At 68.4% G+C, this 15,335-nt stretch carries 15 protein-coding genes; 13 read left to right on the top strand and 2 right to left on the bottom strand.

What is annotated here, in order from left to right:
• The first annotated feature begins 31 nt into the window (after positions 1–31).
• The 3 genes from CRJ03_RS13885 to CRJ03_RS13875 all read left to right on the top strand — a co-directional run bounded on the left by CRJ03_RS13885 (position 32) and on the right by CRJ03_RS13875 (position 4,418).
• Positions 32–1,963 carry a hypothetical protein gene (locus CRJ03_RS13885; protein WP_104019471.1) on the top strand — a complete coding sequence of 644 codons (1,932 nt, stop codon included), beginning with the start codon at positions 32–34 and terminating at the stop codon, positions 1,961–1,963.
• Positions 1,964–2,160: 197 nt separating this feature from the next.
• The gene (locus CRJ03_RS13880; protein ID WP_165375321.1) at positions 2,161–2,730 is read left to right on the top strand and encodes an SCO family protein; all 570 of its coding nucleotides are present in this window, start codon (positions 2,161–2,163) and stop codon (positions 2,728–2,730) included.
• Entirely contained in the window at positions 2,730–4,418 is a 1,689-nt protein-coding gene (locus tag CRJ03_RS13875; protein ID WP_129590286.1) for a c-type cytochrome, read from the top strand. The genes CRJ03_RS13880 and CRJ03_RS13875 overlap by 1 nt, the downstream gene beginning before the upstream one ends.
• Before the next feature lie 65 nt (positions 4,419–4,483).
• Here the strand turns inward: CRJ03_RS13875 and CRJ03_RS13870 are convergent, their stop codons facing one another.
• A complete protein-coding gene (locus tag CRJ03_RS13870) occupies positions 4,484–5,230 on the bottom strand; it encodes a prepilin peptidase (protein WP_104019468.1) in 747 nt (248 codons plus the stop codon).
• A gap of 113 nt (positions 5,231–5,343) precedes the next feature.
• Between CRJ03_RS13870 and gspG the strand changes: the two genes are divergently transcribed.
• The 7 genes from gspG to CRJ03_RS13835 are packed head-to-tail and all read left to right on the top strand — an operon-like array spanning position 5,344 to position 9,882.
• Positions 5,344–5,808: a type II secretion system major pseudopilin GspG gene (gspG, locus tag CRJ03_RS13865; protein ID WP_104019467.1), complete on the top strand. Its 465-nt coding sequence runs from the start codon at positions 5,344–5,346 to the stop codon at positions 5,806–5,808.
• Positions 5,796–6,278, top strand: coding sequence for a type II secretion system protein (locus CRJ03_RS13860; RefSeq protein WP_104019466.1), 483 nt, complete (start codon positions 5,796–5,798; stop codon positions 6,276–6,278). The genes gspG and CRJ03_RS13860 overlap by 13 nt, the downstream gene beginning before the upstream one ends.
• Positions 6,275–6,643 carry a prepilin-type N-terminal cleavage/methylation domain-containing protein gene (locus tag CRJ03_RS19720; protein ID WP_165375320.1) on the top strand — a complete coding sequence of 123 codons (369 nt, stop codon included), beginning with the start codon at positions 6,275–6,277 and terminating at the stop codon, positions 6,641–6,643. The genes CRJ03_RS13860 and CRJ03_RS19720 overlap by 4 nt, the downstream gene beginning before the upstream one ends.
• Positions 6,640–7,254, top strand: coding sequence for a type II secretion system protein GspJ (locus tag CRJ03_RS13850; RefSeq protein WP_104019464.1), 615 nt, complete (start codon positions 6,640–6,642; stop codon positions 7,252–7,254). Before CRJ03_RS19720 ends, CRJ03_RS13850 begins: the two co-directional genes overlap by 4 nt.
• A complete protein-coding gene (gene gspK, locus CRJ03_RS13845; protein WP_104019463.1) occupies positions 7,251–8,174 on the top strand; it encodes a type II secretion system minor pseudopilin GspK in 924 nt (307 codons plus the stop codon). The genes CRJ03_RS13850 and gspK overlap by 4 nt, the downstream gene beginning before the upstream one ends.
• Positions 8,171–9,373, top strand: a complete 1,203-nt coding sequence (locus CRJ03_RS13840; RefSeq protein ID WP_104019462.1) for a type II secretion system protein L — start codon at positions 8,171–8,173, stop codon at positions 9,371–9,373. The genes gspK and CRJ03_RS13840 overlap by 4 nt, the downstream gene beginning before the upstream one ends.
• Positions 9,370–9,882 (top strand): type II secretion system protein M, encoded by a 513-nt coding sequence (locus tag CRJ03_RS13835; protein WP_104019461.1) that lies wholly within the window; start codon positions 9,370–9,372, stop codon positions 9,880–9,882. Before CRJ03_RS13840 ends, CRJ03_RS13835 begins: the two co-directional genes overlap by 4 nt.
• 4 nt (positions 9,883–9,886) lie before the next feature.
• On the opposite strand, the gene CRJ03_RS13830 is transcribed toward CRJ03_RS13835, so the two are convergent.
• Positions 9,887–10,405: an outer membrane protein assembly factor BamD gene (locus tag CRJ03_RS13830; RefSeq protein WP_104019460.1), complete on the bottom strand. Its 519-nt coding sequence runs from the start codon at positions 10,403–10,405 to the stop codon at positions 9,887–9,889.
• Between the two features lie 262 nt (positions 10,406–10,667).
• Here CRJ03_RS13830 and gspD point away from each other — a divergent pair, with 262 nt between their 5' ends.
• Genes gspD through CRJ03_RS13815 form a run of 3 tightly spaced genes read left to right on the top strand, consistent with a single transcriptional unit; the run spans position 10,668 to position 15,271 of the window.
• The gene (gene gspD / locus CRJ03_RS13825; RefSeq protein WP_240611677.1) at positions 10,668–12,608 is read left to right on the top strand and encodes a type II secretion system secretin GspD; all 1,941 of its coding nucleotides are present in this window, start codon (positions 10,668–10,670) and stop codon (positions 12,606–12,608) included.
• A gap of 3 nt (positions 12,609–12,611) precedes the next feature.
• A complete protein-coding gene (locus CRJ03_RS13820) occupies positions 12,612–14,063 on the top strand; it encodes a GspE/PulE family protein (RefSeq protein WP_104019458.1) in 1,452 nt (483 codons plus the stop codon).
• On the top strand, positions 14,060–15,271 hold the full coding sequence (locus tag CRJ03_RS13815) for a type II secretion system F family protein (protein ID WP_104019457.1): 1,212 nt from the start codon (positions 14,060–14,062) through the stop codon (positions 15,269–15,271). The genes CRJ03_RS13820 and CRJ03_RS13815 overlap by 4 nt, the downstream gene beginning before the upstream one ends.
• Positions 15,272–15,335: the final 64 nt, after the last annotated feature.

Raw genomic sequence — 15,335 nt, 5'->3', positions numbered from 1 at the left:
AACGGAGACAAACGAAATGTTTCGTAAATCCATGAAATTGGCCGCGGTGATGGCAGTGCCCGTCATCAGCTTGTGGGGGGGAACTGCCCTCGCGCAGGGGCCGGCCGGGCTCAACATGTTCTGCGAGAACGGCGGCCATGCCGCCGGCGGACAACAGCCCCGGGTTCCCTTTGAAATCCGCACAACCAACGAAGTGCGCGATCCGGTGAGCGACGAAGTCATCACCCCGGCTACGCGCACCTACCTTACCACGGCGGGCGGCACGGCGGTGTTTCCCGAGGGTGATTCCTTCGGCCCTAACCCGCCCAACATGCTGCCCACCATCTACGAGAATGCCAAGACGTGCCGGGGTAACGAAATTCCCAACACGCTGCCCTCGACACCGGGCAACCCCTACAACCTGCACGACGATCCGGTGATCCGCCAGATCGACAAGACCTCGCCGACCGATGATCTCGACTGGATCATGGACGAGATCGAGGCGATGGCGGAGCCGCGCAAGGTATGCCGCAGCGTCCGGGGATATCAGTTCTGCTACTCCTATCCCCGTCGGGTGAATATCGCGGACCTTCGCGAACTCGCGCAGAACGCGGTGGACATCATCGAGGGCAACGACCTGCGCGGGCGGTTCAGCGAGCGTGAATACGAAGGTTTCCCTCTGCTGCACTATCTTGGCGGGCTGAAGACCAAGGCAGTCGATCCCGAGACCAAGACGATCACGATAACGCAGCTCTGGTACGACACGCATATCGAGTCGGACGTCGCCTATATCGACCCGACCGTGGTGAATGACGAGGAATGGACGATCAACTATGTCGTCAAGATTCTCAACCGCGGCCATGAGGACTTCGCGCCCTACGCGATGTTCTTCGACGATCCCAACGAGCTCGACCTGACCGATGTGGGCGGGCCCGACCTCACGCAAGGGGGTGACGCTTTCCCACGCCTGCCGAATGTCGGCATGGACCAGACCTTCTTTCCGATGGAGGAGGGGCTGGAATACACGCTCAACATGAAGATGCCGCCGGCGCGGTTCTGGAACCTCAGCTATCACTGGGGTTGGCGGAACCACCCGCCGCGCGTGCAGGTCACGGAAAATGTACTCGTGCCACTGGCCAACGGCATGCCGCGCAATGCGGCCGAAATCGCCGTCTTCGGGGAAAATCCGCGCGAGAGCGAGGAGTCCAAGCTCAATGCCATCGGCATGATCGGGGATACCGCGCCGGCCAAGCGCATGTGGCGGATGTTCCGCGAGCTGGCCGCGATGGACACCGGGCGCGACTACCGGCGACAGTTCCGTGGGTTCAACGCCTCGGTCGTGCGGGCACAGATGGAGCTGATCCGCCAGGCCTTCTACGACTGGCAGAATCGCCGCACGCTGCCCACGGGCTACGAGATGGCCCCGGATACTGACGTGACGGCGCTGTTTCTCAACAACACCATGTATGGCAAGCTCAAGGGGCATGACGGCGAGGCCGAGGTGCGGATGGACCAGAGCCTGTGGGACAAGCGGGGCGACCAGGTCAATATCCAGCTTCTGAACGGCGATTACTTCCCCCATGCCTATGTGCTGGTGGATTTCGGCGGGCTGCGGGGGTGGGAGAACACCTTCCACAACACGCTGCCCGTGGGCGGGGCCGGTCCGCTCTTTACCTTCGGGCGCAACTACTTCTGGATCCACGTGGCAGGCCAGGGCCCGATCCCGGTGCCACCCGCGACCAGGCCCAACGAGCCGTCGCCGACCCCGGTGAGCGAGATGGGCTGGAATCCGGGCCACAATGCCGGGCCGGGATACCGTTTCGCCTGGGGCGGGATGCAGCAGGAGATATCGGACTACGTCAACACCGATGGCGTGGGCGAGCATAACCTCGAGGTGACCTTTACCTACGAGCCCTCGCGCCGGTTGCGGATGTACCAGTTTGACGCACTGCACCACGACGTGGCGGTGTGGTCCGTGCACTGACCCGCGACGTAACACGGGGGACCGGCGGCGATGCCGCCGGTCTCCACGAGACAGACATTACTCACTTTCAGTTCGTGGAGACCACGATGAACGTTCATCACATTTCCTTTCCGCGTCTGTGCGCCGCGGTGATCGCTACTGGTGCGCTCATTCTTTTCTCTGAACCCGGCGCGTTGGCACATGGAGATAAGCACCGGATGCCCGATCATCTGGGCATGGACGACGGTAATACCGAGCTGGCGATGCGCCCCGACGGATTTCATTACAAGCGCGGCCACCACGCCTATGCCGCCCCCGCCGTCCCCCTGCGTGACCGGCAGGGCCGCAAGGTGGATTTCGCGGAGTTGATGGAGTTCGACGGTCCGGTGCTGCTGAACTTCATCTTCACCAGCTGCGCCACCATCTGCCCGGTGCAGAGCGCGACCTTCGGCCAGGTACAGCCCGACCTCGCGGCGGTCGACGATCGCTACCTTATGGTGTCGGTCTCGATTGATCCAGAATACGACACGCCCCGCCGCCTGCGCGACTATGCCGAGTTACACGATGCACGTGACAACTGGGTTATGCTGACCGGGCAGTTCGACGATATCTTTGCCGTCGTGCGCGCCTTCGACGCCGTCTACAAGGGCGAAAACAAGATGTATCACCGCCCGCTCACATTCCTGCGCGCCAATGCCGGGGCCAAGTGGTTGCGGCTCGAAGGGTTGCTCGGCGCAGAGGAACTGGCCGAGGAATACGCCAAGCTGCTGCGTCCAGAGGTGAACTGATGCCACGATTGGCAGTAATCGGGCGGCTGCGGGCGGCGGCACTCGCCGTGCTGCTGGCAGCGGCCCCGGCCTTTGTGGGTGCGGGGCAGGCGGGCGATGCCGAGGCGGGCAAGCGGCTCTATTGGGAGGGGATCGGTGTCGATGGTCAGCCGATCCGCGGCGTAACGCAGGGCGATGTCGAAGTGACCGGCGCGCAGTTTTCCTGCGTGAGCTGTCACCGTCCGAGCGGGTTCGGCACCTCGGAGGGGGGCAACTACATGCCCCCCATCATCGGCGAGGTGCTGTTCAACGCCAAGACGCCCGACCGCAACCGCAATTTCAAGGAGCTTTACCAGGAGGTGCAGCCCCCCGGCTTCTGGGCACGGGTGCGCCAGCCGCGGATGCGGCCCGCCTATGACGAGGCGGCGCTGGCGCGCGCGCTGCGCGACGGGGTGGACCCCGGCGGCCACGAGTTTGACCCGATCATGCCGCGCTATGACCTGTCGGACGCAGACGTGGCCAATCTGGCAGCCTTCTTGCGCACGCTGTCGGACGAGATATCTCCGGGCGTCGATCGGCGCGACATCCATTTTGCCACGATCATCGGCCCTGATGCAGACCCGGACGAGGCGGAGGCCATGGTGCGCACGATGCGGCTGTTCTTTGACTGGATGAACAAGGACACCGAGGGCGACACCCAGAATCCCACCTTCTCGCCCAACTACCGGTCGAATTTCATTTCCGCCTATCGCTACTGGCAATTGCATGTCTGGCGTCTCGAGGGGCCGCCCGGGACCTGGCGCGCGCAGCTCGAGGCGCATTATGCCGCGCAGCCGGTGTTCGCCACGGTCAGCGGACTGGTTGCGGGGCCGTGGGACGAGATCGGCGCGTTCTGCGATGCGCGTCGCCTGCCCTGCATCTTTCCCAATACCGAACTGCCCACGCCCGGCGAGGGGCGGTATGGCTATTCGGTCTTCTTCAACCGCGGCCTCGCACTAGAGGCCGAGGCGCTGGCCCTGCACCTGATCGACGGGGACAGCGCTCCGGCGCATGTGGTGCAGCTTCACGGCCCCGGCCCCGCAGGCACCCGGCCTGCCCAAACCTTCGCCGCGGCGTTGGCGCGGGTGCTGCCGGATGTGACGGTAGAGACGGTGACCTACGAGGATGCGGCGGGGCTCAGGGCGGCGCTGGCCGCCGCGGGGGATGCGGATGTACTTGCGCTCTGGCCACAGGACATTGACGGCGTGCTCGCGGCGCTGGCCGGTGCCGCGCCCGGTGCCTCGCGCATCTACCTGCCTTCGGCGGCCAAGGACCGCGCGCTCGAGACGCTGCCACCCGAGTTGATGGCGCGCACGCGATTGGTCTGGCCCTATGACAAGCCCGGCAGCTATCACCCCCGCAAGTTCCGCGTGCGCGGCTGGATGCATTCCCGACGGCTCGAGGTGAGCCACCCGCGTATCCAGTTGCAGACCTATTACGCCCTGACGATGGCGCAGTTCTCGCTCCTGCACATGATTGATGATTTCTACCGTGACTACATGCTGGAGATCATCGAGCACCAGGCCGAGAACGAATTGAACCCTGGCACCCATCCCGAGCTCGCGCTGGGACCGGGGCAGCGCTTTGCCTCGAAAGGCGCGTTCATCGCCGCGCTCGCCCCCGATACCCGGCTGGGATATCGGGTTGTCAGCGACTGGATCGTACCCTGAGGTTTTGAGTAATGGGCCAACGGGTGCGTAGCGGGCGGCGGGGCGACCTGCCGTCCGCACATTCTTCAGGCGGCGACGCTGCCGCTCAGGATCCAGACCAGCGCTGCCGCGCCGCAGAGATAGGCGCCGAACGGGATTTCGGCATCGCGCGCCACCGATCCGCGGTGCAGCAGCAGCGTTATCGCGAGCGCGCCAAGTGCCGCGATCAGCGCGACCAGAGGCAGCGCCGCCCAGCCAAGCGCCGCGCCGATGCCAGCTATCAGCTTGACATCTCCCATGCCCAACCCCTCGCGCCCGCGCAAGCCTTCGTAGCCCAGCCGGATCGCGAGAAAGCAGCCCGCGCCCACGCCTGCGCCGATGAGCGCTGGCGCCGCGCCCGGCCCCTGTACCCCCAAGGCGAGACCCGTCACGAACAGCGCGCCGGTGAGCGCATCGGGCAGGCGCATGGCCACGAGGTCGCACAGTGCCAGCCCCATCAACAGCCACAGCCACAGCGCGCCCAGCGCCATGATGGCGGGCGTGGGCGCGACGAGGATCGCCGTTGCCGCCAGCGCCACGCCTCCAAGCTCGGCATGAAACAGCCAGCGCGGGATCGCCGCGCCGCAGCCCCGGCACCCTCCACCCAGCCGCAGCCACGAGATCACCGGTACGAGGTCGCGCCAGCGGATCCGTGCGCCGCAGGCCCGGCATCGCGAGCTGCGCAATACCACCCCCTCGCCATGCGGCAACCGCTCGGCACAGAGTGCCAGAAACGAACCCGCCGCCGCGCCGGTGAACAGAAGGAAAAGGGCGAGCGGCAGCAAGCTCTGCATCGGGCATCACCGCGGGCAGGGGATCGGTCAGGGGCGCAGGACGATTGTCAGACGCGTGGCCATCGGTTATCATCAATACTGAAAACTATAGCACTTTCCGGACAGAATTTACCATGAAAATCAATAAGTCACTCCTTTTCAGGCCAGAACTGGCACGACGCGGCGACGCCGGGTTCTCGCTGCTGGAGCTGATGGTTGTCGTGGTTATCATGTCGATCCTCGCGCTGGTGGTCATGCCGCGCATCATCGACCGCCCGGATCAGGCCCGCGTGGCCCGCGCGCAGGCCGATATCTCGGCACTCGCGGGCGCGCTCAAGCTCTACAAGCTCGACAATTTCCGCTATCCCACCACCGAGCAGGGGCTCGCCGCGCTGGTCAGTGCCCCGGCCGCCGAACCGGTGCCCGGCAACTACGCGCAGGGCGGCTATATCGACCGCCTGCCAACGGACCCGTGGGGCAACGCGTACCAATACCTTTCGCCCGGTGTGCACGATGAGTTTGACATCTTCACGCTCGGCGCGGACGGGGTGTCCGGGGGCACCGGGCTCGACGCGGATATCGGGTCATGGGACGGTTGAGCGCGCGCCCCGACCGCGGATTCTCGCTGCTGGAAATGGTGGTGGTGGTGGCGATCATCGCCACACTGTCGGTGGGCGCGAGCCTCTCCATCGGCCAGCGCGGCGGAACGGCGGATGCGCCGCGGCTCACCGCTACCTACGACGCACTGCGCGACGCGGCCATTTTGGGGCAGGAAGCGCGCGGCTTGCGACTCGTGCCGGGGGGCTGGCAGGCGCTGTTGCCGGGGGAGGGAGACGACCTGGGATGGCGGGTCTCCGGCGGGACGCAGGCTTTCCGTTCCGAGGCACGCTTCGAGGGCGCGCGCGGCCCAATCCTGGCCGCCGCACCCGATGGCGGACCGCCGCGCCCCGACATCGTGTTTCTTCCCGATGGCGAGGTGACGCCGTTCGAAGTGGTCTTTGTCACCGACGACGCCGTGACCGCCTGTCGGTCGCAGGGGCTCGCCGGTCTCGAATGCGCGACCCGATGAGCGTGCGGGCCGCAACCCGCGGATTCACGCTGCTGGAACTGGTGGTGGCGGTGCTGGTGCTGGCGATGGCGACAATGGCGGCGCTGCGCAGTGTCGATCACGCCACCCGCACGCTCGGCGGCGAGACGGCGCGCGTGCTGGCGCTGCAGGTGGCGCTCAACCGGGCCGAGGAATACCGCCTCTACGGCGCACGCGTGGCGGGCGGTCTGCCGCGCGAGGCGCGATACGGCACCACGCTCTGGCGGCTCGACGTGACCGAGGAGCCGACGCGCGCGGGCCATGTGCTGGCGACCATCGGCGCGCGAGGCGTGACCGGGCCGGGGGCGCGGATCGCGGTGATCGCGCCGCGCGTGGTGACGCCATGACCGGGGCGGGCAGCCGCGGGCTAACCCTCGTCGAGCTGGTCGCCGCGCTTGCGATCTTCTCGCTGGTGGCGATCATGGGGCTGCAAACGCTGAGCGGCATGATGCGCGCGCGCGATGGCACCACCGCCGCCGCGACGGAGGCGGCAGCGCTCGCCCGTGGCCTCGTGCTCCTGCGGGCAGACCTCAAGGCAGCGGCGGACCTGCCGTTCTGGCCGCCCGAGGCGGTGGAGCCAGAGCCACCGCTGCTTGACCTCAGCGCCGAAGAGGGGCGTTTTGCGCTCAGCACCGACGCACGCGCCGTGCTGCCAGGAACGCAGGTCGCCGGGACCGAGCGCGTGATCTGGCGCCACGACCGGCGCGGCGAGCGGCTCTTGCGCGCCGCCTGGCCGGTGCTGCGTCCGGCATCGGAGGCGGCACGCGCCCCCGAAACGGTGATCTTCGAAGGTGTGGCGGGCCTGCGCCTTCGCGCCTATGCGGGCCCAGAGGAGGGCTGGGTTGGCGGTTGGGGACAGGACCCGGAGGCGGCGCAATCAAGCCTGCCACGAGCTATCGAAATCATCGTGCAATCAGATCGTTATGGCACGCTGCGCGTGCTGGTGGCGATGCCATGAGGCGCGACCGGGGCATTGCACTGCTCAATGCGCTGGTCATGGTGGCGGCGATCGCCGCGCTTGCCGCCGGGCTGATGATCCAGGCTGGTCATAGCCGTGACCGGATGGCCCATGTCGCGGGCAGCCAGCAGGCGGCGCTGCATCTCGATGCGGGCCTGCTGCTTGTCGATCCGGTGCTGCGCGCGGACTGGTTGCGTGCGCCGGATCTCGACCACCTGGGAGAGCCCTGGGCGCGCGCGCCGCACGATGCCGATATCGACCGGGGCCGCCTTGTCGCGCGGCTCGCCGATCTTCAGGGCCGGTTCAACGTCAACAGCCTCGCCAATGCCTCCGATACGGCGGCGGCGCGCGCGTTCGAGCGGCTCTTGCGGCGGCTTGGTCTGCCAGTGGCGCTCGGGGCCGAGGTCGCGGGCTTTGTGCAGCCGCGCGGGCCGGTGCGCCCAGCCGATTACGCGGACCGCCCGGTGCCGGTGCGGGTGGTGGGTGGTGCGGCGGACCGCGTCGAGGCACTGCGCCTCGTGCGCGGTATGACCGAGGCGCATTATATGCGGCTTGCCCCTTTCGTCGCCGCGCTGCCGCCGCGCACGCCGCTCAACGTCAATACTGCCCCGCCCGAGGTTCTGGGCGCGGTCCTGCCTGCTGCCAGCCCTGCTGATATCGACCGTCTGGTGGCCGAGCGCGCCACCGCCCCGTTTGCCGACATGGCCGGTTTCGAGGAGCGCGCCCGGCGGCTGATCCACCCGAAGGCGACTGCGCGGGCACAGGTGCCGGACGGGGGATTGGGTGTCTCCACCCGTTGGTTCGAGGCGCGGCTCGCGCTGCACCTTGACGGACGCGTGTACACGCGCATGCTCACCATCGAGCGTTCGCCCGAGGATGGCGCGGCGCTGATCGCCCACCGCCGGATGGTCCTGCCATGATCGCGCTCTTTCACCGCCGTCGCTCCGCCCACGCCGCGCCGTCCCTCGCGATCCACGCGACGGAGAGTGGCGCGCCCCTGCCCGATGGGCCGTTCGTGGCAACCGTTCCCGGTGCCGATGCGCCGCTCCTGCCGCTCGATCTGCCGTCCGGGCTGAAGGGGGTGGCGCGCGAGCGGGTGGCGCGGCGGCAGTTGCGCGATGCCGGTTGCGCCGCCGGGCTCGACCTGCGGCCCGCGCGGCTGGGGCCCAGGCGCGAGTCGTGGGCGCGGATGCTGGTCTGCGACGGGGTGCTACGCGCCGATTGGGCGACGCTGGTGGCTCCGGCGGGCCGGCGTTGCCGGGCGGTGCTGCCCGACTATCTCACGTTGCCCGCTGCTCCGGGCCTGTGGGTGATCGAGGCGGGCGAGGGAGGCACGGTTCGCGCCCGGCTCGGCCTTGAGGACGGCTTCGCCGCCGAGCCCGACCTCGCCCGCGCGCTGTTGGAAGAAGCGGTGAAGGAGGTCGCTCCCGCCGCGATTCTGCGGCTTGGCGCGCCTTGCGTGCCGCTTGATGATTGGCTGACCCCGCTCGGTGTGCCGGTCAGCGACGGGCCCGAGGCCTTGGCGACAACCGGTATCGCGCAGCCTGTGCGGCTCGGTCATGGCGAGCTTGCGCTCGACCTGGCGCGCGACCCTGAGGCCCTGCGCGTTGCGCTGCGCGGCAGCCTGCTCCGGATCGCCGCGGCGCTGGTGCTGGCGCTGGGTGGCTTCGGGTTGTGGGCGACCTCGGTGCAGATAGAGACCGAACGACTGCGCGATCTCGACCGCAGCTATCGCGCCAATGCCGAGGCGATGCTGCGCGTCGCGCTGGTGCCTTCGGGCCCTGTTCTCGACATCCGTGCACAGGCGGAGGGCGCGTTGTCGCGGGCCCGCGCCGAGGCCGAGGCCGCGCGCGTGCGATCCCGCCCACTCGACGTGCTGCGCGCGGCCGGCGAGGTACTGGCCGCGCATGATCCACGGGTCACGCGCGTCAGCTATCAGCCCGGTCTGGGGCTGGTGATCGACCTCGAAATCGGCGATTTCGCGGCGCTCGACGCACTGGTAAGTGACCTGGCCAGCGCCGGGACCGAGGCGCGCGTCGCCCGCTCGGTCGCACGCGAGGGGAGCGGCGTCGAGGCGGTGCTCGCCCTTGCCACGACCCTTGCGGAGGCGGGACAATGAGCGCGGTTTGGGACAGGCTCGCGGCCCTGTTGATGGAGAGAACCCGTCGCGAACGCTGGCTCCTCGCCGCGCTGCTGCTGGGGGCGCTGCCGCTGGGGCTCTGGCAAGGGGTGGCGGTGCCGCTTATCGAGCGGCAGGCGACCGCGCGCGCCGAACTGGCCGGGACGCGCGGCACCGAACTCTGGGTGGCCGAACAGGCGGTGGAGCATGCGCGGCTCACGCGCGCGGCGGGGGACGGGGCCGGTCGTGCCGCCGCGCCTGTCGGGATGAGCGGGCTCGAATCGGCGCTGCGCGAGGCGGGGCTGCGCGCGGATGTGACAGAACTCGCCAATACCGCCGATGGCGGGATCACCCTGCGCTTCGACGCGGTGCGCTTTTCGCGGCTGGCCGCGTGGCTCTCGGCGCAATCGGGGCAGTGGGGCTACGATCTCGATGCCTTCACCTTCGAGCGTGGCGAACGCGAGGACGTTGTGGCTGCCGATCTGCGGCTGGTGCCTGTGCCGCGCTGAGCGGTCAGCCGTGTCCGAGGCTGCGGGCGATCTCGGCCCGTCGGCTTTGCATCGCGCCCAGCGGATCGAGCGCGGCATCGAGCGTCAGCATCTCCGAGAGTGCCGCGTCGGCGCGGCGCAGCTTGGCGGTCACCTCCGCCCCGGAACGCCCGGCCTGCATGTCCGCCAGCGCGCTTTCATGGAGCGCCGTGCCCTCGACACCGAGCGCGGCGGCGCGGTTGCCGCCCTCCACCTCGGAGGCCAGCTTGCCTGCGACCTGTGCCGCCTCGTCATTGCGTCCGGCGCGCAAGAGCGCATGGGCATATTCCAGCCGCAGACGCGGCGCGAGCGGGCCCGATGAGGGGATCAGCGCGGCATAATTGCGCGCTGCGAGATCGTAATTTCCCTCTTCCAGCGCCTTGCGCGCACCGGAATATTTCTTCTGGAAATTCGCGCCTTCGCTGATGGCGCCCGCCTCGCATCCCGCAAGCCCCGCCGTCACGACCGTGAGAACCAGAAATTTCGTTGCAAGTTGCTTTATCATAATGCTTTTACCAGTGCCGGTCGTGATCTTGGGATACCATGCCTTGGCGCGGCATGGCCACGTAAAAGACGGGGGATGGCGGAAAAAAGACGCCGCGCACGTATGCCTGCTTGGCGTGCGTCTTGGCGATGGCCAGGGCGGAACAAATACGCTAGGCTCAACGGGTGGCGGGCAGACGCGGCGAGCGACCCGTGCACCTGGTCCCCTATTTCGCCGCGCTGTGGCTTTGAAGACTGAATTGACAATGCAATTTTTGAGATTTTTGGCTTTGCTCCTGACGCTCTGCGCAGCCCTTCCCCACGTGACCACGGCACAGGTTTCGCTCGATTTGCGCGACGCGAGCCTGCGTGATTTCGTGCAGATCGTGGCGCAATCCACCGGGCGCAATTTCATCCTCGACGACCGGGTGCAAGGCAGCGTCACCGTGGTGGCCCCCAACGAGGTGTCGCCGGGCGCGATCTACGAGATCTTTCTCAACGTGCTCGAACTCAACCGCCTGACCATCATCGAGGGCGACGAGACCGATCGCATCGTGCCCATCGACGTGGCGCGCGAACTGGCCCCCGGCGCTGATCGCGGTCGCCGCGGTGGCGATTTCGAGACGCGGGTGATCGCGCTCGACAACAGCCCCGCGCAGGAAATCGCCGAGGTGGTCCGCCCGCTCCTGCCGGGCGAGGCGGTGCTGTCGGTGGTGCCCGAGGCGGGGCTGCTGATCCTGTCGGACCGGCGCGAGAATTTCCAGCGCATCGTCAAGCTCGTGGACCGGCTCGACAGCCCGACGCGCAGTGCCATCGAGACGATCCCGCTGCGCAACGGCAAGGCCGCCGAGATGCTCGGCGTCATCAACGCACTGTCGATCACGCCGCCCGGCGCGAGCCTGTCAGCCGATCCGCGATCGAACGCACTGATCGTTTCAGGTACGCCCGAGTTCCGCGACCGGGTGCGAAACGTGGTGGCCCAGCTTGACCGCCCGCAGCGCAGCTTCGCGACCGAGGTGGTGCGGCTCAACTATGCCGGGGCCGAGGACATGGCCGAGGTGATCCGCCAGAGCTTTGGCGGCGCGGGCGCGAGCATTGGGGCGGCGACGGGCGAAGGCGGGGCCGCCCCGGCGACCACTGGCATCTCGGTCGTGGCCGAAACCTCGCAGAACGCGCTCGTCATCACCGCGCCCGCCGACCGGATGCAGGCCATTGTCGCCGCGGTGCGTGGGCTCGACCAGCGCCCCGACCAGGTACTCATCGAGGCGGTGATCTTCGAGTTGTCGGTAGATAATTTCTCCGACCTGTCGTTCCAGTTCGGCGGCGTGATAGAGGACGCGACCGTGGGCGGTGTCGAGTTTGCGATTCAGGGACGGCCGACGCTTACCAGCCTCGTGACCACCGTGCTGTCGGGGGCCGAGCCTACCGGCGGAGGCACTGGTGGCAGCCTTGCGGCCTTCGACCGCAGCGGCATCGGTGGGTTCCTCGCTGCGCTCGCCTCAAAAAATTCCACGCGGCTTCTGTCTACCCCCTCGATCCTCACGCTCAACAACCGCGAGGCGCAAATCGTGGTGGCGCAGAACGTGCCCTTCGTCACCGGCAGCTTTGCCACAGTGGGCGACAGCGCGGTGCCCGATCAGCCCTTCCAGACCATCCAGCGGCAGGATGTCGGCCTCACCCTTACCGTCACGCCCCAGATCACCCGCGACAACACGGTGCGGCTGGAATTGCGGCAGGAGGTGTCGAACCTTACCAATTCCGCTTCCGCCGCCGGCAGCGAGATCACCGCCAAGCGGGAGCTTTCGACCAATGTTCTGGTGCGCGACGGGCATGTGATCATGCTGGGCGGCCTGCTGGAAAACGGCTCGGGCGCGGTCAACCAGCGGGTTCCGGGCTTGAGCGAGCTGCCGCTTCTGGGGCGGCTGTTCAAGGGGCGCTCGACCTCGCAGAACCAGCGTATCTTGCTGGTGATGCTGCGCCCTCGTATCCTGTCATCGGATGCCGAGGCCGCCCGTGAGACGCGCCGCATCGCCAAGGCCGCCAAGCGCGCGAGCGCCTATATCGCGCCGCCCGATGATGGTACCTGGCCGCTACAGCCCGATCAGGCCTTCCCCTTCGACGGGGCCGATCTTGATCAGCCATTTGACGCGGGCTTCATCGACCCGGCGGCGCGCGCAAGGCGGTTGCCGCCGCTGCCCTCGCGGCTGACCTTCGCGGATCGCTGAGCCATGTCCGCGCCGGTGCTGCCCTTTGCGCTTGCCCGCGACATGCAGGTGCTGATCGAGGGCGGGCGGCTTCTGGCCGGGCCGGAGGCGGGGGCGCGGGGCCTGCGCGAGGCGCGCCGCCGCGCGGGGCAGGCGCTCACGCTTGAACGGCTCGAGGCAGCAGAATTCGAGGCGCGGCTCGCCGCGCTCTACCGCGACGATGGCGAGACGGAGATGGGCGACGCGGGGCTGGCCTTCGATCTCGAGGAGGGGGCCACGCGGCAGGGGCCGCGCGATCTCCTGGAGGCGGATGAGGAGGCCCCGGTCATCCAACTCGTCAACCAGCTCTTGCGCCGCGCGGTGCGCGCGAGCGCCTCGGACCTGCATGTCGAGCCGCACGAGGCTGGATTGCGCGCGCGGATGCGGGTGGACGGGATGCTCCAGACCGTGCTCGACCGGGGAGATGTGCCTGTGCGCCGGATGATCTCGCGGCTCAAGGTGATGGCTGGGCTCGACATCGCCGAGACGCGCCTGCCGCAGGACGGCCATATCGCGCTACGCCTAGGGGGGCGTGCCATCGACGTGCGTGTATCCACTCTGCCGGGGAACTATGGCGAGCGGGTGGTGATGCGGCTCTTGGACCGCTCCGCGGGGCTGATGCCGCTTGAGCAGCTTGGCCTGCGCGCCGATCAGGAGGCCACGCTCAAACGCCTCGCCGACCGGCCCAACGGCATCATCCTCGCCACCGGCCCCACCGGCTCGGGCAAGACGACGACGCTCTATTCGCTGCTGCAACTGGCCAATGACGAGGTGCGCAACATTCTCACCGCCGAGGATCCGATCGAGTATGACCTGCCCGGCGTCAGCCAGACCCAGATCAATTCCGAGATCGGCATGACGTTTGCCGCCGGGCTGCGGGCGGCGCTACGACAGGACCCCGACATCATCCTCGTGGGCGAGATCCGCGATGGCGAGACGGCGAGCATAGCGGCGCAGGCATCGCTGACCGGGCACCTCGTGTTTTCCTCGCTCCACGCCAACGGGTCGGTGGGGGCGGTGGTCCGGCTGCGCGATCTGGGGCTCGACGATTTCCTGATCGCCGCCACGCTGCGGGGCGTGATCGCACAGCGGCTGCTCCGGCGGCTCTGCACGGAGTGCCGCGAGGCGCAGCCGGTCGATCCCGGGACCGCGCGCCATTTCGAAGCGGCGGGGCTGGAGGTGCCACGGGCGCATCACGTCGCGCGCGGCTGCGATGTCTGCCACGGCACAGGCTACACGGGGCGGGTGGGCATCTTCGAGATCCTCGAGGTCTCGGATGCGCTGCGCGCGGCCATCGACGCGGGCAAATCCGAGACCGAAATGAAACCACTCGCGCTCCCCCCGGCCGAGACTCTGTTCGGGCAGGCGCTGCGAGAGGTGGCCCAGGGGCGCACGAGTCTTGCAGAGGCGCTGCGGGTGGTGGGCGACGCGCTGTGAGGGCGTTCGCCTATACCGCCTTCACCGCCGAGGGGGCGCGCAAGCGCGGCACGCTGGTGGCCGAGAGCGAGGCGCAGGCCGCCGAAATCCTGCGCGGGCAGGGCCTCTTCGCCGAAGCGATCACCGCCAAGGATCGCGCCCGCGCCCGGCGCGGTGCGCTCACCCGTCGCACCCGGCTCTCTGCCGATATGCGCGCGGTCTTCACTCGACAGCTGGCGGTGCTGCTCGCCTCCGATCTCACGGCCGAATCGGCGCTCGAGACGGTGCGCGCCTCGGGCACCGCGCCCGCGATCGAGGCGGTGGCCGCCGAGGCCAAGGCCGCGCTGATGGATGGCCAGCCGCTTTCGGCGGCACTTGACATGGCCGGGGCCGGGTTCCCGCGCTTCTACATCGCGGCGGTGCGCGCGGGCGAGGGGTCGGGCGACCTGGCCGCCGTGTTCGACCAACTGGCCGATTACCTCGAAAGCGCGGGCGCGGATCGCGCGCAGCTAGCCACCGCGCTCATCTACCCTGCCTTCGTGGCCGCGGTGTCGCTGCTGGTGGCGGGCATCCTGATGGTCAACGTGGCCCCCGAGATTGCCGCCATGTTCGCCGTCACCGGCCGCCCGCTGCCGCCGCTTACGCAGACCGTCATGGGAATCAGCGACTTCGTTCAGGCCAACGCGGTTGCCCTCGGGCTCGGTGCCGTGGGCCTCATCCTCGGCACCGTCTTTGCCCTGCGCGTCCCCGCGATCCGCGACCGCTGGCACGCGCTTGCGCTGCGCCTTCCGGTGGTGGGGCGGCTGATGCGGCTCGCGGCGGCGGCGCAATACCTGCGCACGCTGGCGCTTGTCATCTCCAGCCGTCAGGCGGTGGTGGACGCGGTCTCGTCGGCCTCCGAGGTTCTGGTGGTCCGTCGGTTTCGCGACGAGGCCGAGGCACTCGCGGATGCCGTTCGCCGTGGCGAGAGCCTGAGCCAGGGGTTGGCGCGGATGAGCCTCGTGCCACCCGTGTGCCGCCAGCTCATCGCCGCGGGCGAGCAATCGGCGCGGCTCGGCCGGATGACCGAACGCGCGGCTGTGCTGGTGGAATCGTGGCTCGCGAACGAACGCAAGCGGGTCGCGGCACTCATTGACCCGCTGCTGATGTTGGTGGTGGGCACGATGGTACTGGTGATCGTGCTGGCGATCCTCTTGCCGATCTTCGACCTGCAGGCGGCCGTTGGCTGAGCGCGCCGTTGCGGCGCGCCTACCCGCCGCCTATAGTCCGCGCGACATGCGACGGAAGGCTGTA

It is taken from the genome of Roseovarius nitratireducens (assembly GCF_002925845.1).
In the GTDB taxonomy this organism is placed as follows: domain Bacteria; phylum Pseudomonadota; class Alphaproteobacteria; order Rhodobacterales; family Rhodobacteraceae; genus Roseovarius; species Roseovarius nitratireducens.
The sequence above is the reverse complement of the archived record's forward strand: the minus strand, read 5'-3'. Positions and strand labels throughout refer to the sequence as shown.